The organism is Tabrizicola sp. (genome assembly GCF_041913445.1).
Lineage (GTDB): Bacteria > Pseudomonadota > Alphaproteobacteria > Rhodobacterales > Rhodobacteraceae > Tabrizicola.
Map to the genome: position 1 here is coordinate 106,138 of NZ_JAYSFG010000008.1, position 20,663 is coordinate 126,800.

The 20,663-nt window shown below is 65.6% G+C and carries 21 protein-coding genes; 13 read left to right on the forward strand and 8 right to left on the reverse strand.

What is annotated here, in order from left to right:
* The first annotated feature begins 77 nt into the window (after window positions 1–77).
* Genes ACE3Q6_RS11400 through ACE3Q6_RS11420 form a run of 5 tightly spaced genes read left to right on the forward strand, consistent with a single transcriptional unit; the run spans window position 78 to window position 4,361 of the window.
* Complete coding sequence (locus ACE3Q6_RS11400) at window positions 78–1,253, forward strand: ABC transporter substrate-binding protein (RefSeq protein WP_374432358.1); 1,176 nt, start codon at window positions 78–80, stop codon at window positions 1,251–1,253.
* 8 nt (window positions 1,254–1,261) lie between these two features.
* Window positions 1,262–2,218, forward strand: a complete 957-nt coding sequence (locus ACE3Q6_RS11405; protein WP_374432359.1) for a YVTN family beta-propeller repeat protein — start codon at window positions 1,262–1,264, stop codon at window positions 2,216–2,218.
* Window positions 2,219–2,227: 9 nt separating this feature from the next.
* Complete coding sequence (locus ACE3Q6_RS11410; RefSeq protein ID WP_374432360.1) at window positions 2,228–2,950, forward strand: ATP-binding cassette domain-containing protein; 723 nt, start codon at window positions 2,228–2,230, stop codon at window positions 2,948–2,950.
* Window positions 2,947–3,756, forward strand: a complete 810-nt coding sequence (locus ACE3Q6_RS11415) for an ABC transporter permease (protein WP_374432361.1) — start codon at window positions 2,947–2,949, stop codon at window positions 3,754–3,756. The genes ACE3Q6_RS11410 and ACE3Q6_RS11415 overlap by 4 nt, the downstream gene beginning before the upstream one ends.
* Window positions 3,753–4,361 (forward strand): hypothetical protein, encoded by a 609-nt coding sequence (locus ACE3Q6_RS11420; RefSeq protein WP_374432362.1) that lies wholly within the window; start codon window positions 3,753–3,755, stop codon window positions 4,359–4,361. The genes ACE3Q6_RS11415 and ACE3Q6_RS11420 overlap by 4 nt, the downstream gene beginning before the upstream one ends.
* On the opposite strand, the gene ACE3Q6_RS11425 is transcribed toward ACE3Q6_RS11420, so the two are convergent.
* Window positions 4,339–5,385 (reverse strand): quinoprotein relay system zinc metallohydrolase 2, encoded by a 1,047-nt coding sequence (locus tag ACE3Q6_RS11425; protein WP_374432363.1) that lies wholly within the window; start codon window positions 5,383–5,385, stop codon window positions 4,339–4,341. The two genes, ACE3Q6_RS11420 and ACE3Q6_RS11425, sit on opposite strands and share 23 nt — an antisense overlap.
* Window positions 5,386–5,498: 113 nt before the next feature.
* Here ACE3Q6_RS11425 and ACE3Q6_RS11430 point away from each other — a divergent pair, with 113 nt between their 5' ends.
* Window positions 5,499–6,296, forward strand: a complete 798-nt coding sequence (locus tag ACE3Q6_RS11430; protein WP_374432364.1) for a quinoprotein dehydrogenase-associated SoxYZ-like carrier — start codon at window positions 5,499–5,501, stop codon at window positions 6,294–6,296.
* On the opposite strand, the gene ACE3Q6_RS11435 is transcribed toward ACE3Q6_RS11430, so the two are convergent.
* From ACE3Q6_RS11435 to ACE3Q6_RS11445, 3 genes are read right to left on the reverse strand one after another with little or no spacing between them, the layout of a single operon-like run.
* On the reverse strand, window positions 6,293–6,880 hold the full coding sequence (locus tag ACE3Q6_RS11435) for an ABC transporter ATP-binding protein (RefSeq protein ID WP_374432365.1): 588 nt from the start codon (window positions 6,878–6,880) through the stop codon (window positions 6,293–6,295). The genes ACE3Q6_RS11430 and ACE3Q6_RS11435 overlap by 4 nt on opposite strands.
* On the reverse strand, window positions 6,870–7,652 hold the full coding sequence (locus tag ACE3Q6_RS11440) for an ABC transporter permease (RefSeq protein WP_374432366.1): 783 nt from the start codon (window positions 7,650–7,652) through the stop codon (window positions 6,870–6,872). Before ACE3Q6_RS11440 ends, ACE3Q6_RS11435 begins: the two co-directional genes overlap by 11 nt.
* Entirely contained in the window at window positions 7,645–8,613 is a 969-nt protein-coding gene (locus tag ACE3Q6_RS11445) for an ABC transporter substrate-binding protein (protein ID WP_374432367.1), read from the reverse strand. The genes ACE3Q6_RS11440 and ACE3Q6_RS11445 overlap by 8 nt, the downstream gene beginning before the upstream one ends.
* A gap of 209 nt (window positions 8,614–8,822) precedes the next feature.
* Here ACE3Q6_RS11445 and ACE3Q6_RS11450 point away from each other — a divergent pair, with 209 nt between their 5' ends.
* The 5 genes from ACE3Q6_RS11450 to ACE3Q6_RS11470 are packed head-to-tail and all read left to right on the forward strand — an operon-like array spanning window position 8,823 to window position 13,027.
* Complete coding sequence (locus ACE3Q6_RS11450) at window positions 8,823–9,533, forward strand: response regulator (RefSeq protein ID WP_374432368.1); 711 nt, start codon at window positions 8,823–8,825, stop codon at window positions 9,531–9,533.
* Window positions 9,534–9,555: 22 nt separating this feature from the next.
* Complete coding sequence (locus ACE3Q6_RS11455; protein WP_374432369.1) at window positions 9,556–10,701, forward strand: FIST N-terminal domain-containing protein; 1,146 nt, start codon at window positions 9,556–9,558, stop codon at window positions 10,699–10,701.
* The gene (locus tag ACE3Q6_RS11460) at window positions 10,702–12,048 is read left to right on the forward strand and encodes a hybrid sensor histidine kinase/response regulator (RefSeq protein ID WP_374432370.1); all 1,347 of its coding nucleotides are present in this window, start codon (window positions 10,702–10,704) and stop codon (window positions 12,046–12,048) included.
* Window positions 12,045–12,686, forward strand: coding sequence for a hypothetical protein (locus ACE3Q6_RS11465; RefSeq protein ID WP_374432371.1), 642 nt, complete (start codon window positions 12,045–12,047; stop codon window positions 12,684–12,686). The genes ACE3Q6_RS11460 and ACE3Q6_RS11465 overlap by 4 nt, the downstream gene beginning before the upstream one ends.
* Complete coding sequence (locus ACE3Q6_RS11470; RefSeq protein WP_374432372.1) at window positions 12,683–13,027, forward strand: hypothetical protein; 345 nt, start codon at window positions 12,683–12,685, stop codon at window positions 13,025–13,027. Before ACE3Q6_RS11465 ends, ACE3Q6_RS11470 begins: the two co-directional genes overlap by 4 nt.
* Before the next feature lie 172 nt (window positions 13,028–13,199).
* Here the strand turns inward: ACE3Q6_RS11470 and ACE3Q6_RS11475 are convergent, their stop codons facing one another.
* Genes ACE3Q6_RS11475 through ACE3Q6_RS11485 form a run of 3 tightly spaced genes read right to left on the reverse strand, consistent with a single transcriptional unit; the run spans window position 13,200 to window position 16,642 of the window.
* On the reverse strand, window positions 13,200–14,171 hold the full coding sequence (locus tag ACE3Q6_RS11475) for an ABC transporter permease (RefSeq protein ID WP_374432373.1): 972 nt from the start codon (window positions 14,169–14,171) through the stop codon (window positions 13,200–13,202).
* Window positions 14,172–14,174: 3 nt separating this feature from the next.
* Window positions 14,175–15,665 (reverse strand): sugar ABC transporter ATP-binding protein, encoded by a 1,491-nt coding sequence (locus ACE3Q6_RS11480; RefSeq protein ID WP_374432374.1) that lies wholly within the window; start codon window positions 15,663–15,665, stop codon window positions 14,175–14,177.
* A gap of 41 nt (window positions 15,666–15,706) precedes the next feature.
* The gene (locus ACE3Q6_RS11485; RefSeq protein WP_374432375.1) at window positions 15,707–16,642 is read right to left on the reverse strand and encodes a substrate-binding domain-containing protein; all 936 of its coding nucleotides are present in this window, start codon (window positions 16,640–16,642) and stop codon (window positions 15,707–15,709) included.
* Between the two features lie 122 nt (window positions 16,643–16,764).
* Here ACE3Q6_RS11485 and ACE3Q6_RS11490 point away from each other — a divergent pair, with 122 nt between their 5' ends.
* Window positions 16,765–18,237 carry an FGGY-family carbohydrate kinase gene (locus tag ACE3Q6_RS11490; RefSeq protein WP_374432376.1) on the forward strand — a complete coding sequence of 491 codons (1,473 nt, stop codon included), beginning with the start codon at window positions 16,765–16,767 and terminating at the stop codon, window positions 18,235–18,237.
* A 143-nt stretch (window positions 18,238–18,380) separates the two neighbouring features.
* On the forward strand, window positions 18,381–19,013 hold the full coding sequence (locus tag ACE3Q6_RS11495; RefSeq protein ID WP_374432377.1) for a tyrosine-type recombinase/integrase: 633 nt from the start codon (window positions 18,381–18,383) through the stop codon (window positions 19,011–19,013).
* 80 nt (window positions 19,014–19,093) lie between these two features.
* On the opposite strand, the gene ACE3Q6_RS11500 is transcribed toward ACE3Q6_RS11495, so the two are convergent.
* Window positions 19,094–20,611 (reverse strand): winged helix-turn-helix domain-containing tetratricopeptide repeat protein, encoded by a 1,518-nt coding sequence (locus ACE3Q6_RS11500; protein WP_374432378.1) that lies wholly within the window; start codon window positions 20,609–20,611, stop codon window positions 19,094–19,096.
* Between the last annotated feature and the right edge of the window lie 52 nt (window positions 20,612–20,663).

Genomic DNA, 20,663 nt, shown 5'->3' on the forward strand with positions numbered 1-20,663 from the left:
CGCGTCTCCGTCCTCAGCCTTTTGGTTGAGTTGACCCTTTGCGCACCCCTGTGGCCCAATCAACCGGGAGGTGACCAATGCGGATCTTCGTGGCGCTTGGCCTGTTGGGGCTTCTGGCACCGGCCCCGGGGCTGGCCGAGACGCTGATCCGTATTGCAGTGCTGCGGGTAGACGTGGCGGGCCTGCCACCGATCTCGCGCCTGGATCTGCCGCCTGCCGACCTTGGCCTTGCCGGGGCACGGCTCGGGACGGAGGACAACGCCACCACCGGAAGCTTCCTGGGTCAGACCTTCGAGACGGCCGAATTCACCGCCACGCCCGACACCGCCGCCGCCACGCTGGAGACGGCACTGGCGGGGGGCGCGGGCTTCGTGGTGCTTCTGGCCGACGATGCCACCACGCTGGCGCTGGCCGATGCGGTGGGCGACCGGGCTCTGGTCCTGAACGCACAGGCGCGGGGCGATGGGCTGCGGGGCAGGGAGTGCCGATCCAACGTGGTTCACGTGGCCCCCAGTCACGCCATGCTCGCCGATGCGCTGGCGCAGTTCTTGGCGTGGAAGAAGTGGGACGAGTGGTTTTTGGTGCATGGCAGCCATCCCGCCGATGCTGATTTCGCGTCTGCCTTTCGCACATCGGCCACCAAGTTCGGTGCTGAAATCGTCGAGGAGCGGCTTTACGAGGACACGGGCGGCGCGCGGCGCACCGACACGGGCCATGTCCAGGTGCAGAAGCAGATGCCGGTCTTTACGCAGGGGGCAGGGGAGCACGATATCCTGGTTGTCGCCGACGAAACCGGGATCTTCGCCGAATACCTGCCCTACCAGACCTGGGACGCGCGACCGGTGGCGGGCTCGGCAGGGCTGGTTCCCCGCACATGGCATCCGGCACTGGAGGCCTGGGGCGCAACCCAGTTCCAGAACCGCTTTGAAGCGATGACAGGGCGTCCGATGCGGGAAGAGGATTACCAGGCATGGCTTGCCGTTCGGATCATCGGCGAGGCGGCGACGCGGACCGGCTCGGCCGATCCGGCGACCTTGCGCGACCATATCCTGTCGCCGGATTTCGAAGTTGCGGGCTTCAAGGGACAGAAGCTGACCCTGCGCGACTGGGACCACCAGCTGCGCCAGCCGATCCTCCTGACGACCGGGGCGCTGGCCGTCTCGGTCTCGCCGCAGGAGGCGTTCCTGCATCAGGTCTCGCAGTTGGACACGCTGGGCAGGGATCGTCCCGAAACCGAATGCTCTTTCCCATGAGGTCTGTAATGCGTCTTGCCGCCATTTCGCTTGTCCTGCTCGCCCAGCCCGCGCTTGCCAACAAGGTCTACGTCAGCAACGAGAAGGGCAACGACATCACGGTTCTGGACAGCGAGACGCTGGAGGTGATCGCCACCTTCCCCGCCGGGAACCGGCCGCGCGGCATCACCATCTCGCCCGACGGGAAAGAGCTTTACGTCTGCGCCTCGGACGATGACACGGTGCGGGTGTTCGAGACGGAGACCTACACCGAGACGCACACTCTTCCCTCCGGGCCGGACCCGGAACTGTTCGTGCTGCACCCTTCGGGCAATCCGCTTTACATCGCGAACGAGGACGACAATCTGGTCACCATCGTCGACGTGAAGTCGCACAGGATGCTCGCCGAGGTGCCGGTGGGTGTGGAGCCGGAGGGGATGGCGATCTCGCCCGACGGGGCCTATGTGGTGAACACCTCCGAGACCACGAACATGGCGCATTTCATCGACACGGCGACGTCGCAGATCGTGGCGAACGTGCTGGTGGACCAGCGCCCGCGCTATGCGCAATTCACCTCGGACGGGAAGCTACTGTACGTGACGGCGGAGATCGGCGGCACGGTCGCGGTGATCGACGTTGCGACCAAGGATGTCATCCACAAGATCGGTTTCGCGATCCCCGGCGTCCTGCCCGAGGCCATCCAGCCGGTGGGGCTGAAGATCACGCAGGACGGGTCCCGGGTCTTTGTGGCGCTGGGACCGGCAAACCGGGTGGCGGTGATCGACGGGGCGACCTTCGAGGTCACGGATTACCTGCTGGTCGGCCAGCGCGTGTGGCAACTGGCCTTCACGCCCGATGAGAGCCTTCTGTTCACGACGAACGGCAATTCCAACGATATTTCGGTGATCGACGTGGAAGCGCTGGAGGTCGTGCGATCGGTCCCCGTGGGGCAGCAGCCCTGGGGCATCGTGGTGGCGCCGGACTAGGGGGACGCCATGGACACCCCGGCGCTGGAGGTTCTTGGGGTCAGCCATGCCTTCGGCCGGGCCGTGGCGCTGTGGGATGTCAGCCTGGTGGTGCCACGCGGGCGGTTCGTGGCGCTGCTCGGGGTGAACGGGGCAGGGAAGACCACGCTCTTTTCGCTGGTCACCCGGCTTTATGACAACACCAGCGGCGTGATCCGCGTGGCAGGGCACGATATGCGTCGCGCACCCGGTGCGGCGCTGGCCCGGCTGGGGGTGGTATTCCAGACCCGCGCCCTGGACAGCGATCTGACGGTGGCACAAAACCTGGCCTACCACGCGGCGCTGCACGGGACGGACCGGGCCACCGCCCGCGCTCGGATGGCCGAGGTGCTGGCCGAGGTGGGTCTTTCGGACAAGGCGAAGATGAAGGTCGCGGCCCTTTCGGGCGGCCAGCAACGCCGGGCCGAGATTGCGCGCGCCCTGATGAACCGGCCGGATCTTCTGCTTCTGGACGAAGCGACGACCGGCCTTGATGTCCGCTCGCGTCGCGAGGTGCTGGCGCTGGTCCGGGGGCTGACGGCAGGTGGCGTCTCGGTCCTTTGGGCCACGCATATCCTGGACGAGATCGCGCCCGAGGATCTGGTCTACATCCTCCACCAGGGCGCGGTCCTGGCGCATGGACCAGCGAGCGACCTGGCGGGCAAGGAGGGACTGACGCGCGCCTTCCTAGCGCTGACGGGGGCCGAGGCATGACCGGGCGCGGCTGGACCATCGTCTTCCGCGGCATCGTCTGGCGCGAGGCACTGCGCTTCGTCAACCAGCGCGGCCGCTTCGTCTCGGCCCTGGTTCGGCCGCTGGTGTGGCTCTTCATCTTCGCCGCCGGCTTTCGCGCGGTGCTGGGCCTTTCCATCACGCCGCCCTACCAGACCTATGTCCTTTACGAGGTCTATGTCACCCCCGGCCTCTGCGCGATGATCCAGCTTTTCAACGGGATGCAGTCCTCGCTTTCTATGGTCTACGACCGCGAGACGGGGGCGATGCGGACGCTGCTCGTCAGCCCTGCGCCGCGTTGGTTCCTGCTTCTGTCCAAGCTGATGGCCGGGGTCTTTGTGTCGATCCTGCAGGTCTATGCCTTCCTGCTGATCGCCTGGGCCTGGGACGTCAGGCCGCCCGTCCTGGGCTACCTCACTGTCCTGCCCGCGCTGGTCCTGTCCGGCCTGATGCTGGGGGCGCTGGGGCTGTTCGTGTCCTCGACCATCCGGCAGTTGGAGAATTTTGCGGGCGTGATGAACTTCCTGATCTTCCCGATGTTCTTCGCATCCTCCGCGCTTTATCCCCTTTGGCGGATGCAGGAATCCAGCGAGCTTCTGTACTGGATCTGTGCGGTGAACCCCTTCACCCATGCCGTCGAGCTGATCCGCTTTGCACTCTACCTCCAGTTCCAGCCAACCGCGTTCCTGGTCACCGCCGGAGGTTTCGCCGCCTTCTTCGCAGCGGCGGTCTACATGTACGACCCCGCGAAGGGCCTCTGGGTCCGCCGGAAAGGACAAGCCGCATGAAACCAATGCTCGTCGTCGCCCTTCTGCTGACTAGCCCGGCCTTGGCCGAGGGTCCGGCGGACCACACCTGGCCCTGCATCCAGCGGAAGCAGCCGCATCTGTCCATAGGCCAGCTTTGGCCCGGTCCGCCCCCGGACGATGCAGCAACCGAACTTGCGCAGCGCCCCGACATTGCGGCGCTGGCGCAGGTGCTGGAGCAGCGGCGCGTTTCGCTGGAAGAGGCCGAGGCGGAGATCGCCACCTTTGCCAAGGGCGCCAGCGCCGAGGAGCTGACCGCCCTTTTCGTGGCCGTCTTCGACCGGATCGACCCCTACCGCAGCCGCATCATGGCAGGCATTGCGCGCTATGCCGAAAAGCAGATGGTGCTGAGCAACCAGATCGACGCACGGCGGGCCGAGTTGGCGCGGCTCTCTGCGTCCGAAAACCCTGACTTCGACAAGATCGACGCCGAGGAGGCGAAACTTGACTGGGACATCCGGATCTTCACCGACCGGCAGGCGCAGCTGACCTATGTCTGCGAGACGCCGGTGATCCTGGAACAACGCGTCTTCGCATTGGGACGGGCGATCGCTGGGCATCTGCCTATTCCCACTCCAGCTCCTTGAAGGCGGCAATGGCATTGCGGGCGTTGATCTCGGCGAAGCCCTTCCAGCCGTCCTGCTGGTCGGCCCCGACATGTGTGGCAGCATCGCTCATCGCCTCGCCTGCCTGGATCGCGGCCTGGGTCTGGTCGGCAAGGGCCGTCAGGTAGGCGCGCAGCGGCGCGGTGCCGCTGTTCCACTCCATCTCCACGGGCCCGTGGCCGGGGACGATGCGGTGCGGCAGGGGGGATGGAGCCTGTTCGAGCCAACTCAGCCAGCCCGTCAGCGAGCCATCGAGCGAGGGGGTCAGCCCGGCAAAGACCAGATCCCCGGTGAAAAGCGTGGCGCTTTCCAGATGGAAGACCGTCAGGTCGTTGTCCGTGTGCGCCGTCGCCTCCGGCGTCAGTCGCAAGGTCGCGCCACCAAGATCGATCTTCTCGGGCGCGGCGATCGTGCGGTGGGGCGGTATGGCGCGCGTGCCGAGCATCGCCAATGCCCCGGCCTGAAGCGGGATGCTTTCGGCCCAGGCCGCCTCTCGCCGCTCTATCCCGGAGGGCAGGTTGCGGTGCCCGATGATCTTTGCCCCAGCCTCGGCAAAGACCTCGGCGCCATAGATGTGGTCGGGGTGCATGTGGGTGAGGATCACATGGGTGATCGGCTTGTCGGTGATCCGCCGGATCGCGGCGTAGAGACGCTCGCCGATAGCGCGGCTTCCGCCCGGGTCGATGACGGCCACGCTGTCGCCAAGGACCACACCAAGGTTGGCGATGTCGCCGCCATTCTCGACGGAGACAGGCTCGGACTGGCCAGGGTGAACCAGAACCTTGGGCGCGATCTCGGTCAGGTCGAGATAGGGCAGGTCCCCGGTCGGGCGGCAGCGCCAGTCGCCTGGGGCGAGGTCGGGGTGCAAGGCGATCCAAGCTGCGATCCGGGCCTCGGCGCCCGCGATGCACGCGGCTTCGGTCAGCGTCCCGGGTGTGGGCAACAGTCGCTCGGCACAGATCGAAGGATCAGCTGCAAGGCAGGCCGTGACGACCAGATGGAACATGGGATGCCTCCTGCGATCAGTCTAGCGCATCGCCGGCCCTGGGGGGATCAACCGAAAGTACGACTCGCCCCACGGCCCGCGACGTGCGGTAATCGGGACGGGGAGGATGCGTCATGCACGCCATTCGGACCGCCGTCCTTGTCGTCCTGCTGAGCGCTGCGCCGGGTCTGGCGCAGGACAATCCGCTGGTGGACAGTCCCGCCTGGCAGGAGCTGAAGGCCCTTGTCCCCGCCGGGGAGAGCGCCACCGAGAACTCCAGGGTTCTGCTTCTGGAAGCACCATTCCGCGCCGCGGACCCCGCCTTCGTCCCGGTCCACCTGACGCAGCCGCCCGGCGCCCCGCCGATCCAGGCGCTGACGGTGGTGATCGACGAAAACCCCGCCCCGGTCGCCGCCGAGATCACGCTTGGCCCGGCGATGCTGCCCCTGGACATGGAACTGCGGCTTCGGGTGAACGCCTATTCCAACGTGCGCGCCATCGCGACGACCGACACGGCGAGCGTGCTGGCGGGGCGGTTCGTCAAGGCGAGCGGAGGCTGCGCCGCCCCGGCGTCCAAGGACCTGACGGCCCTGATGGCCGAGATGGGGCAGATGCGGTTCCAGATCCTGTCCTCGGAAACCGAGGGCACGAGGACGCGCCACAACGCAAAGCTGATGCTGCGGCACCCGAACACCACCGGATTCCAGCGAGACCAGGTGACGCTCCTCAACATTCCCGCGCATTTCGTGGATCTGCTGGAGGTGCGGCAGGGCGACGACCTTCTGTTCAAGATCACGGCCGGGATCTCGATCTCGGAAGACCCCGTCTTTCAGTTCCGCTTTCTCGACAACGGTGCCGAACGGATCACCGTTCATGCCGAAGACACAGAGGGCAATGTCTTTGATCAGAGCTTTCCCCTGACCGGGCTCTAGCCGTCCAGCGTGGCCGGACTGCCGGAAAGCGTCAGCGGCTCTGCCTTCAGGCGCGCGGCCTCGGTCGGGTCATGGGTCACGAAGATCAGCGACACCCCGGCGCGGTCCAGAAGCTCTGCCGTCAGGTCCAGCATACGCCCTGCCGTTTCGGCGTCCAGCGAGGCGAAGGGTTCGTCCATCAAGAGGGTGGTGGGCGAGGGTGCAAAGGCCCGCGCCAGGGCAAGCCGCCGCTGCTGCCCAAGTGAGAGCTGGCGCGGATAAAGCACTTCCTTCCCGCCCAACCCCACCTCGGCCATCAGCTTGCGCGCCACCTCGGGTGTTACCCCGGCAGGTAAGGTGATGTTCTCAAGCGCCGTGCGCCAGGGCAGGAGGGTTGGCTCCTGAAACACGACTGTGGTGCGGCCCTCCGGGCTGACGGTCCCGTCGAAGTCCGCGTCCAGTCCCGCCACGATCCGCAAGAAGGTGGTCTTGCCGATGCCCGACGGGCCCAGGATCGCCACCCTTTGCCCCTGGGCCAGGGAAAGCCGGATCGGGCCCAGCACGGGGCGCCCGGAGAAGGACTTGGCCCTGATGTCAATGTCCATCCTGCCTCCACCGCCCGGCATGGCGCTCCAGCGGCCGCAGGATCAGATATTCGATCACCAGCATGACCAGGATGAAGGCGAAGGCATAGGCCAGGATATGCGCCACCCGGAACATCGAGAAGTTGAGGTGAATCTGGAAGCCCACGCCGCTGGAGCGTCCCAGAAATTCCACCACCAGCACGATCTTCCAGATCAGGGACAACCCCGCACGGGCGGCCCCCGCGATGTAGGGGGCCATCTGCGGCAGTACGACGTGGCGCAGCCTGGCGGAAGGGGTCATGCGGAAGATCCGCGCCATGTCATCGAGGTCGGGCCGCAGGGCTCGGGCCCCTTCGCGCACCATGACGGTAACGAGCGGAACCTTGTTGATGACGACGGCGGCGACGGCCGCGACTTCGTTCAGGCCGATCCAGATGTAGCACAGGACCGTGACGACCAGCGCGGGCATGTTGACCAGGATGACCAGCCAGGGATTTACCCAGGTGTCCGTCGTTCGGCTGCGGCCCAGGACCAGGCCGAGCGCGACGCCGATGGCCATCGCGACGACGAAGGCGGCGATGACCCGCAGAAGCGTGATCCCGGTGTGCGAGATCAACCGGCCCGAGGCGAGTTCGTCCATGAGCACAGTCCCGACCTTCATGGGGCCGGGCATGGTGATCGGCTCGGCCACCAGGGCTGCTACGATGGCCCAAAGCGCCAGAAAGGCCGCCAGCGACAGGACGGCAGAAACCAGCCCGCCCGTCCGCCTGCCTTGGGGAATGCCGCTAGTCACCGTTGTAGAAGATGCCTTCGGGCAGTTGCGTGACCGTGCCCAGAAGCTCCTCTCCGCCAAGCTCCACCATCAGGGCAAAGACCTTGGCGGCATTGGCCTCATCCACCGGGGCGTCGGCGGGGACGCCCTGGCGCCAGCCCTCGCGCAGCGCGGCGAATTCGGCATCGTCCTCGGCGTTCATCATCGGGCGCAGACGGTCCCAGGCGGCATCGTCCGTCAGAAGCAAGTCCTTTGCCGACCGCGAGGCGCGCTTCAAGGCGGCGGCGAGTTCCGGCTTTTCCTGAACCAACGCCTCGTCCATTACATAGCCGAGAAGCGGCGTTGCGGGGTCAAGGCCCAGGGCCGTCGCGGCATCGGCAACCGAGATCAGTTCGCGCATGCCGTGGACCTTCATCTTGGCCAGGAAGTTCCAGAAGTTGATCGCGCCGTCGACCTCGCCCGATAGACCCGCTTCATAGATGACGGGCGGTGCGCCGAACACCTGCTCGGTCACTGCAGCCAGATCCTCGCCCGTTTCCTGGCGGGCGTAGGCGCGCAGGATCAGCCAGCTTTTGTCCACCGGCCCGCCAGCGATGCCGATCTTCTTCCCCTTCAGATCGGCAAGCGACTGCGCCGGGCTGTCTGCCGGCACCAGAAGGGCGCCCACGGCGGTGGAGAAGGGGATGAAGACGTAGTTCTGGCCTTCGGCCCGCTGCTGGGCGACCCAAAGCCAGTCCGAGACAATCGCATCGACCTCGCCGCCCGCCAGCGCCACCTGGGTCGCCGGGTTGCCTGCCAGTTCGGTGATCTTCAGGTCGAACCCCTCGGCCTTGTCCAGGCCGTAGTGCTGGATCGTGTCCAATTCCCAACGGACCGTGCCTGTGGCAAGCGTGCCGATCGTCAACTCCTCGGCGCTTGCGGTCAGCGGTGCCGAAAGCACGGCAACCAGAGCCGCAGCGCTTAGGCAGATGCGGTTGAACATGTTCAATCCTCCGGATTTTCCCAACCATGACACGGTGATCCACGTCCGTAAATTCAACCCAAAGTACGAGATACCTGCGGCCGGAAACCTGTCATTCTCGGGGAGAGGAAAACTTTCACGACAACCGGGAGATGAGGAACCTGGAGCCCTCGTCCGGCGTTTATTTCTGATCCGCGCAAGCGTGGCCTGGCGCGGCAAGGGAGGAACACATGCGGCACCAGACTTTCGCCGAGCCCCCGGGCTCGACACCCGGAGTCATGCTCACCATCAATGACCTGCTGATTGTCGATGATCACCCTTTGATGTGTGAGGCCCTGACCCTGACGCTGCGCGTCGCGTTCGGTCTGCGCCAGACGCGGTGCGAACGGAACCTGGCCGCGGCCATCCAGCGGCTCAAGTACGACAAGCTCCCGGATGCGATCCTGCTGGATTTGAACCTGCCGGATGCCAAGGGGTCCGAGGGGATCGTGACCTTGGGCCGCGTCGCCTCGGGCGTGCCCATCGCGGTGATTTCGGCCAATGAGGACCCCGCGATGATCAGCGCCTTGATGGCGGCGGGGGCACAGGGTTACATCAGTAAGTCGCTGGGCCGGGACGAGATGTGCGCCGCGCTGCGACGGGTCTGGTCGGGCGAGCGCGTCACGCCGGATGGCTACGATCCCGACGACGCCCCGAAGAATCCCGCCCGCCCGGACCTGGAAGAGATCGCACAGCGTTTCGCCTCTTTGACGAACCAGCAGGTGCGGATCCTGCGCGAGATCTGCCTGGGCCGGGCCAACAAGGAAATCTCCTACGATCTGAACATCTCGGAGGCGACCGTGAAGACCCACATCGCCGCCATCATGAGCAAGATTGGCGCGCGGCGCCGCACGCAGATCGTGCTGCTGGCGAAGTCGATCAAGCTGTTCGACGGCAATTGAACGGCTAAGGGGGCCGGAGAAGGTGACGACGTCCGCCGCTTCGCAGATTGCCACCCCGGTCCAGGCGACGATCCATATGGGCGACGTGACTTCCGCGGCGGCAAAGCTTCTGTCCGTCATTGCGCCCGCAGACCCCGATCTTGTGCTGGTCTTTGCCTCGCCCAGTGCGACACTTCCGGTGCTCGCGGCCGAACTGCGGAAGGGATTGCGGCCCGGCGCCCATGTCGTCGGCTGCTCGTCGGCCGGAGAGCTGTCGGGCGAGGGCTATTGCAATGGGACCGCCGTAGCCATCGGCTTTCCGAGCCGAAGCTTCCGGTCCGAGTTTCTGGTTCTGGACGAGTTGTCCCGGCTGCCCGTCACGCGCTGGATGACGGGGTTGCGAGACCTGTTTTCGCGGTTCCGCTCGGACCCCGGGCGTCGGCTGTTCGGGATCCTTCTGGTCGATGGGTCGTCGAAACAGGAGGAAGTGCTGGTCGCCACCCTGGACGCAGCCCTGCCGCATGTCATGATTATGGGCGGCTCGGCGGGCGGCGACCTTGAGGTTTCGCAGACCTTCGTGGTCGCTGACCAGGCGGTGCTGCGCGATGCCGCGATCTTCTGCCTGATCGAGACCGATCTGGACGTGCGCGACCTGATCTTCGACCACTTCCGCGCCACGGACACCCGGATGATCGTCACCCGCGCAAACCCCGCGGAACGGCTGCTTTTGGAAATCAACGCCGAACCCGCAGCCGAGGAATATGCCCGCATGGTTGGCGTGCCGACGGGTGAGCTGTCGCCGCTGGTCTTCGCCCGCCATCCGCTCTTGGTGAACATGGGGGGCCGCTACTTCGTCCGCGCGATCCGCCAGCAGACCGAGGAGGGGGGCCTTCTCCTCATGTCCTCGATCGACACCGGGGCCGTGATGTCGCTGGGACTGGCCGAGGACCTGACCGAGGGCTTCGAGGCCATGCTGCGCGACCTGCCCGCGACGCCCTCTCTGATCCTGTCCTTCGACTGCATCCTGCGCCGGCTGGCGATGGAACATGCCGGGCTCGGCTCTGTTATCAGGGACATCTTCCACCGCTACAACATGGCCGGCTTCAACACCTTCGGCGAACAGCATGGCGGCATGCACATGAACCAGACCTTCGTCGGGCTGGCCTTCCTTGATCCCGAGAGGCCGTGAATGCTGCGCGACGGCGACGATCTTGAACGCCGGATCGAGAAACTCGGTCGCATCAACGCCGCCTTGATTGAGCGGCTTGACCATTACGACAAGACCCGCGGCTCGGCCTGGTCGCTGTTCCAGGCGGCGCTGGCGCTGGAGAAGGAAGTCGCGGCCCGCAACCGCGATCTTGAGCGGGCGCTTGCCGACCTAAGCCAGAAGAACCACGAACTTGCCGCGGCCCGGATGGCGGCCGAAGAGGCGAACCGGTCCAAGACCCGCTTCCTTCGCGCGGCAAGCCACGATCTTCTGCAACCGCTCAGTGCGGGGCGGCTTTTTCTGGCGACGCTTGCGACGATGGAACTGGGCGAGGAACAGACCGACCTCGTGAAACGGCTGGGCAATGCCTTCGAGTCCGTGGAAGAGCTTATCCGGGCTGTCCTGGACATCTCGCGCCTCGACTCGCAGCGCATCGAGTTCAACCGCAAGCCGGTCAGCCTGAATGCGCTGTTTGATCGCCTGCGCGACGAATTCGACGCCCCCGCCGCCGCGCGCGGTTTGCATCTGCGCTTCGCCCGCAGTTCGCTGGCCGTAGACAGCGACCCCGTCTTCCTGCGCCGCATTGCGCAGAACCTGGTGTCGAACGCCATCAAGTATACCGAACGCGGCGGTGTCCTTGTGGGCGCGCGGCGCCGCGGCGAGCAAGCCTGGCTTGAGGTGCACGACACAGGCATCGGCATCCCGGCCAGGGACCGCGACCAGATCTTCGCCGAGTTCCACCGGCTGGAGCAGGACCGCCGGGGCGAGCCCGGGATGGGACTTGGGCTGTCCATCGTCAAGCGCGCCTGCGCCAAACTGGACCACCCGATCACGCTGGACAGCGAACCCGGCCGCGGCTCGGTCTTCCGCATCGGGCTGAAGATCGTCACCCGCAGCGCCCCCACGCGTCGCACAGGCGTCCGATCGCGCCTCGACCGAGATCGGCTGCGCGGGGTGAACGCCTTGATCGTCGAGGACAACGCCGCCATGCAGCACGGCTATGCGGTGATCCTGCGGGACAGCTGGGGAATGCGGACGCATGTGGTTGAAGGCACGGCCGGGGCGCGGGCGGCCCTCGCGCAGTCGGGCGGACTGCCCGACCTGATCCTTGCAGACTACCACCTGGGCGGCAGCGACACGGGCCTTCGGACGATCACCAGCCTGCGAGAACTCAGCGGTGCCGACATCCCCGCCGTCATCGTAACAGCCCACCGCAACGCTGCGATGGTCCGCAGCTGCGGTCGCCACGGCATCCGCGTGCTGGAAAAGCCGATCCACCCCGATGAACTGAAAGACGCCCTTCTGCGCCTGGTCGGAGAACGCACATGATCCTACAGTCCAGGGTGATTTTGGCCCTATTGCTTTCCTTTGCCGTGCCGGTCCTGGCGGACCCCGTCGTCGACAGCCTTTTCGCCGAAGCGGTGCTTGAAGATCACCCGACGGGGCAAGAGATCCATTACAGCCACCTGCGCAGCGGACTCGAGGCGCCCGGGTTCCGACCGCTGACCGATGGCAGCCTGATCCTGGTCAAGCCGGACGAGGGTGCCCCTCGGCTGACCCTTAAAATGATCACGGACGGCCGCAGCCAGAGCCTGCCGGATTTTCCCGTCGAAGGCGGCAATCCTGTCCTGTTGGTCTTCCTCGAATCCGTCTCGCGCAGCATGGCCGACCTGACAGGCGGCAGCCCGTTCTACATCCGCAACCGGATCAAGGACGCGCTGCGGGACGGCGGCGCGACGGAAGACCTGGATCTGTCGCGGGGCGATGGCCCGCTCAAAGCACAGGCACTGACGCTGCATCCGTTCAAGGATGACCCGAACCGCGCGCGGATGGGAGGGTTCGCGGATCTGGCCCTGCGGTTCCTGGTCTCAGACGACGTTCCCGGCCACATCCTGGAACTCAGCGCGACCGCTGAAGGATACCACGAAACCATTGCCCTGACGGATGCAGGAAAGGACCGCGAATGACCCGAGCGATGACCTGTGCCGCTTTGGCTTTTTCACTTCAACCCGTGGCGGCCCAGACGCTGCCGCTGAACGACTACCCGACCGAAGCGCGGGCCGAATACGTCTTCGGCTGCATGGCCGTGAATGGCCAGACCGCCGAAGCGCTACGGCAATGCTCTTGTGCCATCGACGTGATCGCGACGGTTCTTCCCTATGAACGGTACGTACTGGCAGAGACGGTTCTGGAAATGCGCCAGACCTCGGGCGAACGCTCGACGCTGTTCCGCGACACGGCACCGGCAAACAGCTTTGTGGCAGACCTGCACCGTGCTGGGGCCGAGGCGGAGATCATCTGTTTCTAAGCCTTGGGTCGAATGACTGCTTTCGTCCGCTCCCGAGGCCGGATACTGGCCGTGGACGTGGTACTTGCCCGACGAGCCGCTTCGCACGCGATGCGCATCTTGCCATGCCGCTCCCTCGCCCCTGACCATATTGTTCGAGTGGACGCAGCGACGACCGCGCATTCGTCTCGCCTCATCGATGTCGGATCGTCCGGCGACCCAGCGCACTGATCGACACCGCCAACAGGATGATCGCGCCCACCAGGACCTGCCGCACATAACTGTCGACCTGCAGCTGCGTCAGCCCATTGTCCATAACCCCTAACGTGACCACTCCAGCCACCGTGGCCAGCACATTGGGCTGCCCATCGCGCGTCACCGTCATGCCAAGGAACACCGCCGCGATCGCTGTCAGCATAAGGCCGTCACCCTGCACCGGATTGGCCGAGGCGACACGTGAGGCATACATGATTCCCGCAAGCGCCGCCCCCATTCCGGTGAAGGCGAACGCCGAAAGCCGTAATTGCGCGACCCTCACACCCGCCAACCGCGCAGCGTCGGCATTGCCGCCAATGGCATAAAGCCTGCGGCCATAGGTAGTGTGTTCAAGAACGACCCAGACGAACAGGGTCACCACCGCCGCAACCACCGTCAGGGCAGGCAGAAGGACCGGGTTTCCGCCCCAGGTGCCTAAGGGCAGGCCGGAGCGGGCGAAATCGGCGAAGGCCTGCGGAATATCCCGCCCGAATATGGTCTTGCCGCCCGACATCAGAAAGGCTGCACCCGAGAACATGGTCATGGTCGCCAGGGTGGCGACGAACGGCAGGATGCCGACCAGGCTGACCAGGATTCCATTGGCAAGCCCACCCAAGAGACCGACGGCCAGGGCCGCGGCAAGGGCGACCGGAACCGGAAGGCCTTGCGTGAACATGACCGCCGCGACCACCCCGGACAGAGATGCCATCGCCCCTACGGAAAGATCGAAGTCGCCCATCACCATGACCACCGTCATCGTCACGGCCACCACGATCAGCATTGAAAGCTGCTGGCTGATGTTCAGCCAGTTGCGCAGGGTCATGAAGGTGTCGGGCAGGGCGATCCAGAAGAAGAGCACGATCGCCGCCATGCCGAAAAGCGATCCGTAGTGCCGCAGGAACGATGCCATAGGTCAGCTTTCCTTCTGGTAGCAGGCCGTCAGCAGGTCGGCCTCGGTCAATCCGGCGGCGGGCAGGACCTGGGACATCTGCCCGGCGTTCAGGATGGCGATCCTGTCCGACAGGCCAATCAGCTCGGGCAGGTCGGAGGACACGACGATGACCGCCGTCCCCTTCGCAGCCAGGTCACGGATGAGCGTGTAGATGTCGAACTTGGCACCGACATCGACGCCCCGCGTCGGCTCGTCCAGAAGCAGGACCGCGGGGTTTCCGGCCAGCGCACGGGCGAAAAGGACCTTTTGCTGGTTGCCACCCGACAGCTCGGCGATCGGCTGGTCGGGTCCCGATGCCTTCAACCGCACGTCCTGCGCCAGGCGACGCACCAGCCCGACTGTCTTTCCGCGCTGGACGAAACCCAGGTACGACAGGCGCGCCAGATGTGGCAAGGCAACCGTCTCGGCCAGCGCGCGGCGCGGCATCACGCCTTCGGTCCGCCGCTCGGCGGGGACGTAGGCCAGCCCTTGCGCCCAGGCCCCTGCGGGGTTTGCCGCCAAGGGCACTCCGCCTAAAGCAAGATCCCCCGCGCGTGGCACCGCGCCGATCAGCGCCCGCAACAGGACCTCGCGGCCCGAGCCGGACAGACCGGCCACACCCAGGACTTCACCTTGCGCCACCGAGAAGGACAGGGGTCCCAGCCCCATGGTCCGCAAATCCCGAACCGAAAGCGCCGGAGAGCCAGAGGTAACCGCCCGCCGGGGGAACAGGTCCGCCATGTCGCGTCCGGTCATGTCCCGGATGACCTCGTCACGACCCGTCGCCGCACGGTCACAAGTGGCCACATGCTTACCGTCGCGCAGGACGGTTATACGGTCGGCAAGCCTCATCACCTCGTCCATGCGGTGCGAGACGTAAAGGACCGCCGCCCCGGCTGCCTTCAACGTGGAAATGGCCTTGAACAGGCGTTCCGCTTCGGTCCCGGTCAGGGCAGCCGTCGGCTCATCCATCACGTAGGCCCAGGGGGCATCGCCGTCGTCCAGCAAGGTGGCCGCAATCCGCACCAGCATCTGGTCGCCGGCCCCCAGCGAGCCCATCACCGACCGCGCGTCGATATGGGAGGCCCCCAGTCGTCCAAGTGCATCCGCGGCCGCCTTGCGGAGCCTTGTCCAGTGGACCAGCCCGAGGCGCTGCGGATAGGGGCGCGAAAGGTGCATGTTTTCGGCCACGCTCAGAGCCGCGACTACATGATTTTCCTGATGCAGAAAACGGAACCCCGCCGCTTTGGCCAGAGCCGGCGATCCCAGCCGCAAGGTTGCTCCGTCCAGTGTCACTTCGCCGGAATCGGCACTCTCCAACCCCGCAAGGATGCGGATCAGCGTGCTTTTGCCGGCTCCGTTCTCGCCCATGAGGGCGTGGACCTCGCCACCGCGCAGGGATAGCGCAGCCCCGCTGAGAGCCCGCGCGGCACCGAAGGTCTTTACAATGCCCGTCAGGCGCAATTCCGGCATGGAGAGGGGGCAGTGGGGCGGTATAAACCGCCCCCTCGGCCTCAGTCCTTGGCGTTTGCGCTGGTGATCAGCTTGGTCGGGACATAGATCACGTTGGTCCTGAGCGTCTCGCCGCCAAGCACACGTGCCACCGTGTCCGCCGTCGTGGCGCCAATGCCCTGGAAATCCTGCGCGACCGAGGCTTCGAAGTTCCCCCCCGCCGCGATGGCGTCGCGCGCCTGCGGGTTGGCGTCGATGCCGGTGATCACGATCCCTTCGCCTTGCCGGCCCGCCGCCTCGATGGCCTGCAAAGCGCCGAGCGCCGGCTGGTCCCATGCTGCCCAGACCGCCTTGATGCTGCCGGGTTCGGGGTTCGCCGCCAGGATGGCTTCCATCTTGGCGCGGCTGTCAGCGATGCCGCCGTCCGAGACATCGGGCGTCACGCGGTCCAGCACGGTGATGTCAGGATGGTTCTTGAAGACCGCGTCAGCGACCGCGCCGCGCACCTGCACCGGCGGGAAGGCATCGAAGACGAACATGACGACGTTCCCAGCGCCACCTATGCGATTGGCGACATAAACCGAGGTTTCCGCTGCCATCGCATAGCCGTTCGAGGTGATGTTGGCCTTTATGCGCGGGTCCGTTCCCGCGTCCATGCCGAAGACGGGAATGTTGGCCGCAACGGCTGCGTCCAGCCCCGCGCCCACCTGCGCCGGATCGACGTTCAGGACGATGGCATTGACGCCCTGCGCCGAGACGTCCTCCATCCGGCTGATGACCGCCGCGACATCGCCCGCCGTGTCGATGACGTTCACTTCCCAGCCCAGCTCCTTGGCGCGGGCCTGGAAGGCTTCGACATAGAACTGCGTCCCGGGCTGCGACAGATAGGGCGTGATCACGGCGATCTTCTCGCCTTCAGCAAAAGCGGCGCTTCCCACCGTTGCCAGTGCGGTCGCCAGTGTCAGCCCCGCGATGCGCCCGAACGTGCGCCGTGTCATTCCCGTCATTTCCGGTCCCTCCCCATGCATATCTCATGCTTGCGGAGGAATGATTGTCAGGCCAGTCTTACCGCGTCCAGAGGTATTGCAAGCCACGACCGGACCTGCACCTTGGGGGAAACGTGTCCACCACCCATCTGATCGGTATCGATATCGGCACCACCTCGGTAAAGGCGGTGATGATCGACCTGTCAGGGCAGCGCGTGGCCGAGTTTTCGGGGCGCTATCCAACGCAGCGGCCCGCAGCCGGCCACGTTGAACAGGACCCGGAAGACTGGCTGCGGCTTGTCAGGGCGGCACTGGAGCAGTTTGCCAAGCACGGGTCCGCGGCCGCCCTGTGCCTGACGTCACAGGTGAATACGCATGTCTTTGCCGACGCTGCGTTGAACGTCCTTCATCCCGCCATCGTATGGCAGGACGGCCGGGCCGCCCAGGCAGGCGCGGCCCTGGATCGCGCCGTTTCTGCCGAGGACAAGATCGCCTGGCTTGGTGCGCCGATCCCGATCGATGCCAGCCATGCCCTTGCGCGAATGGCTTGGATGAAGGCAGCGCACCCCGAGATATGGGACCGGACCGCTCATGTCCTCTTGCCGCGCGACTGGATTCTGGCGCGGCTGACGGGAGCCCTGCTGACTGACCCGATCTCGGCCGTCGGTCTGGTCACTCCCGCTTTCACCTATGCCGAAGGCCTGATAGCGGGCGTCGACGGCGCGGCGCGGCGTCTTGCACCGCTGGCCGACCCGTTTGCCGTGGTGGGCCGGGTCAGCACCGATTGGCCGTTTGCACACACCCCCGTCGTGCTTGGCGTGATGGACGCCTGGGCCAGCCTTTTCGGCCTTGGTGTGGCGCAAGAGGGCGAGGCGTTCTATCTTTCGGGCACCTCGGATGTGCTTGGCATCATGTCGAGCGAACTTTTTCCCCAGCCGGGCATCATAACCTTTCCCGACTGGCGCGGCCTGCGCCTTCACGCAGCCCCCACACAATCGGGAGGGGCCTCGCTTGACTGGGCGGCCCGGCTGCTGGGCCGCTCGACCCGGGACCTTGCCACAATGCCCATCGTCGTGACCGACGACGCTCCCTTGTTCCTGCCCCACCTTCAGGGGGAACGGGCGCCGCTCTGGGATACGGCCTCTCGGGGCAGCTTTGCGGGTCTGACTGCAAGTCACGGCCCGGCCGAAATGGCAGCCTCGATTCTGGAAGGCGTCGCCTTCTCCGCCCGCCTAGCCTTCGAAGCGCTGGAGCGGTCGGCAGGCGCGAAGCCGACGATCCTGCGTGCAGGCGGGGGTGGTTTCGCGTCGGACACCTGGGCACAACTTCGCGCCGACGTGCTCGGTCGGCCCATCCAGCGGGTCAAAGGCAGCGATCCAGGGGCTATCGGAGCTGCTGTGATGGCAGGGATCGGGACGGGTGCCATGACCGATCTTGCAACCGCTACCAGAGCGCTTGTCAAAACGGACCGGATGTTTACCCCGCATCCCACAGAAAGCACCCGCGCGGATACGCGCTACGCCCTGTGGCTCAACCTTTATGGTGCTTTGCGCCCGATCAACCACGCTCTCAGTGCTTTAGGATCATCCTCACTGGCGATGCCCTAGTTCTTGGCACCTTTCTAACCAGATCTGGCTTGCCCCGACTGTCAGCTTCCCGCCCGGTGCCCCACTCCTGGCACGAAACGTGGTATCCTGTGGCCGTTGGCATGACCGAAGAAGGGTGGGCGCGGTGGATAGGAGGTATACTCATGCCCGCCGATTTTCTCCCCGCCCTTCGTCCTGCTCGCGTTCCCTGGAACAAGGGCCGCAGCATCGGTCAGAAACGCCCGCTCCTGCCCTGGCACGTCTGGTCTATCCGGGTCCGCCTCGAGATGGCGGGCAACCCGCGCGACCTCGCGCTGTTCAACATGGCCGTGGACAGCAAGCTTCGCGGGTGCGACCTCGTCGCCCTGCGGGTCCGGGACGTGTTCGCCGGCGGACGGGTCAAGGAACGCGCATCGATGATCCAGAGCAAGACAGGCAAGTCGGTCCGTTTCGAGATCACCGAAAGCACCCGGCTGTCGCTCAAAACTTGGATCCGCGACCCCGAAATGATCGGGCTCGATTTCCTGTGGCCCAGCCGGATCCATGGCAGCCCGCATCTGTCCACGCAACAGTATGCGCGGATCGTCCGGGGTTGGGTGATGTCGCTGGGCCTCGAACCGAGCGCCTACGGCACGCATTCGATGCGGCGCACTAAGGTCGCGCAGATCTACAAGAAGACCGGCAACCTGCGCGCCGTCCAGTTGCGGCTGGGCCACACGAAGATGGACAGCACGGTGCGCTACCTCGGCGTAGACATGGAGGATGCATTGAGCCTCTCCGAGGGGATCGACCTGTAGCGAAGCCTGCCGACCGGCGTCGAAGGCGGCGATCGGTCCAAAGCTGTCCCCCGGGAGCGATCAGTCGATAGCCATCTTCTTCAAAAGCCTTGCCGGGCCAAGGCGGAGTCAATTCGGCTGCGGCTTTCGCCGGGAACAAAGCGTAGCGAGTTGAAGAACTGGGCGCGGCTGGCATCCGGGCGCTTGTCGCGTGCGGTCGCCGACCAGCTGACCGCGCGGTCGGAGTGGCCGGCGATCTCGTTCATCGCAGATGCAATCATCGAAATGACGAAATGGGCGCCCGGAGTGCGGGCAGCGCGGTCGGCAAGGCTTGCCGCTGCCTGCAGATCGCCGCGCTGCAGGCTGCCGAATGACCTAACGCCGATCATTCCGTAGGTCAGCGGGTCGATCGGGCTAAGGCGCAGCGCGCTTCCGCTGCAGGCCATCGCGGGGTCCGGGTTGTCGGTCAGGGCGTTGATCAGTCCCAGCGAGTAATGCGCCTGCGCGTAGTTGGGGTTCAGCTCGATCGCCTTTCCGATCCAGAAGATGCTGTCGTCGAAGGCATCCTCCAACCAGAAGGCGCGTCCAAGCTGCAATGCTGCGAAGGGGTCGCGCGGGTCCAGACTCATCGCCGCTTCTGCATGATCCCTGGCCGCCTGGATCGCCCTTTCCGGGGTGGCATAATGCAGGAAGGCGTCCTGGAAACTGGTGAAGGACAGACCGGCGCGCGCCCTTGCAAAACGCGGATCCAGGCGCAAGGCCTGCTGAAAATAGTCAGTCGCGGCGCGGTTGTCGGCCCGGGTGAACCGGTACATCCGTTCGACCCCGAGATGATAATGCCCCCAGGCGTCAAGCGCCTCGGTGCCAAGCCCCAGGGCCGACAGCGCCTCATGTGCGGGGATGTCGGATTCGATCTCGGCCGCGATCCGGCTGGCGATGGCGTTGCGCGCGCCGGCCACATCATCCGTCGAGAACTCGCTCCGATCGCTCCAGACGATGCGACCCGTGGCTGTGTCCTCAAGCAAGAGGGACAGGACACGCGTTCGACCCTGTGCCTCGGCCGTGCCGGAAAACACGTAGCGGGCGTCCAGTGCCGTCGCGACCGCAGATGTCGGTGTCTGCGCGTCCCGGAAGCGGAAGGTCGAGCCGCGGGCGATCACCACAAGCCAGTGAAGCCGCGACAGCGCCTGGATCAGGTCATGGATGAAGGCGTCGGCAAACTGTCGCAGCTCAGTCGCGCCGGTCAGGACGACCAGCGGCAGGACCGCGACCGACGGCGCACCGCTGAGGCTCTGCGCCAAGGGAGCGCCTTCAATCCGCACCGGGGCAATGAACCGGAACCCCCGGCCGTGTACCGTTTTCAGGTGCTCTTGCCGCTGCCCGTAATCCCCCAGAAGCCGGCGCAGCGAACTGATCCGGCTGTCTACAGCGGCGTCGGAAATAGCCCGACCGTGCCAGACCTGGGCCACGATCTCCTCTCGGCCCACCAGCCGGTCGGCATTGGCGACGAACAGATGCAACAGGTCCCAGACCTGCCGTTCGACGGAAACAAGCTGGCCGTTCCGGCGAAGGTCGCCGCGTTCGGGATCAAGCGTAAATGAGGCAAATCGGTAGATCATCGCCTGATCATAGCAGACTCCGGGAGTTCTGCAGAATTCCTGAAGGATGTCT

Excerpts from the sequence above, each read along its gene's own strand:
- ACE3Q6_RS11425 (WP_374432363.1), bottom strand. The coding sequence starts at position 5,385 with ATGTTCCATCTGGTCGTCACGGCCTGCCTTGCAGCTGATCCTTCGATC.
- ACE3Q6_RS11465 (WP_374432371.1), top strand. The coding sequence starts at position 12,045 with ATGATCCTACAGTCCAGGGTGATTTTGGCCCTATTGCTTTCCTTTGCC.
- ACE3Q6_RS11485 (WP_374432375.1), bottom strand. The coding sequence starts at position 16,642 with ATGACACGGCGCACGTTCGGGCGCATCGCGGGGCTGACACTGGCGACC.
- ACE3Q6_RS11460 (WP_374432370.1), top strand. The coding sequence starts at position 10,702 with ATGCTGCGCGACGGCGACGATCTTGAACGCCGGATCGAGAAACTCGGT.
- ACE3Q6_RS11435 (WP_374432365.1), bottom strand. The coding sequence starts at position 6,880 with ATGGACATTGACATCAGGGCCAAGTCCTTCTCCGGGCGCCCCGTGCTG.
- ACE3Q6_RS11470 (WP_374432372.1), top strand. The coding sequence starts at position 12,683 with ATGACCCGAGCGATGACCTGTGCCGCTTTGGCTTTTTCACTTCAACCC.
- ACE3Q6_RS11495 (WP_374432377.1), top strand. The coding sequence starts at position 18,381 with ATGCCCGCCGATTTTCTCCCCGCCCTTCGTCCTGCTCGCGTTCCCTGG.
- ACE3Q6_RS11415 (WP_374432361.1), top strand. The coding sequence starts at position 2,947 with ATGACCGGGCGCGGCTGGACCATCGTCTTCCGCGGCATCGTCTGGCGC.
- ACE3Q6_RS11405 (WP_374432359.1), top strand. The coding sequence starts at position 1,262 with ATGCGTCTTGCCGCCATTTCGCTTGTCCTGCTCGCCCAGCCCGCGCTT.
- ACE3Q6_RS11475 (WP_374432373.1), bottom strand. The coding sequence starts at position 14,171 with ATGGCATCGTTCCTGCGGCACTACGGATCGCTTTTCGGCATGGCGGCG.
- ACE3Q6_RS11400 (WP_374432358.1), top strand. The coding sequence starts at position 78 with ATGCGGATCTTCGTGGCGCTTGGCCTGTTGGGGCTTCTGGCACCGGCC.
- ACE3Q6_RS11410 (WP_374432360.1), top strand. The coding sequence starts at position 2,228 with ATGGACACCCCGGCGCTGGAGGTTCTTGGGGTCAGCCATGCCTTCGGC.
- ACE3Q6_RS11445 (WP_374432367.1), bottom strand. The coding sequence starts at position 8,613 with ATGTTCAACCGCATCTGCCTAAGCGCTGCGGCTCTGGTTGCCGTGCTT.
- ACE3Q6_RS11450 (WP_374432368.1), top strand. The coding sequence starts at position 8,823 with ATGCGGCACCAGACTTTCGCCGAGCCCCCGGGCTCGACACCCGGAGTC.
- ACE3Q6_RS11500 (WP_374432378.1), bottom strand. The coding sequence starts at position 20,611 with ATGATCTACCGATTTGCCTCATTTACGCTTGATCCCGAACGCGGCGAC.
- ACE3Q6_RS11420 (WP_374432362.1), top strand. The coding sequence starts at position 3,753 with ATGAAACCAATGCTCGTCGTCGCCCTTCTGCTGACTAGCCCGGCCTTG.
- ACE3Q6_RS11430 (WP_374432364.1), top strand. The coding sequence starts at position 5,499 with ATGCACGCCATTCGGACCGCCGTCCTTGTCGTCCTGCTGAGCGCTGCG.
- ACE3Q6_RS11480 (WP_374432374.1), bottom strand. The coding sequence starts at position 15,665 with ATGCCGGAATTGCGCCTGACGGGCATTGTAAAGACCTTCGGTGCCGCG.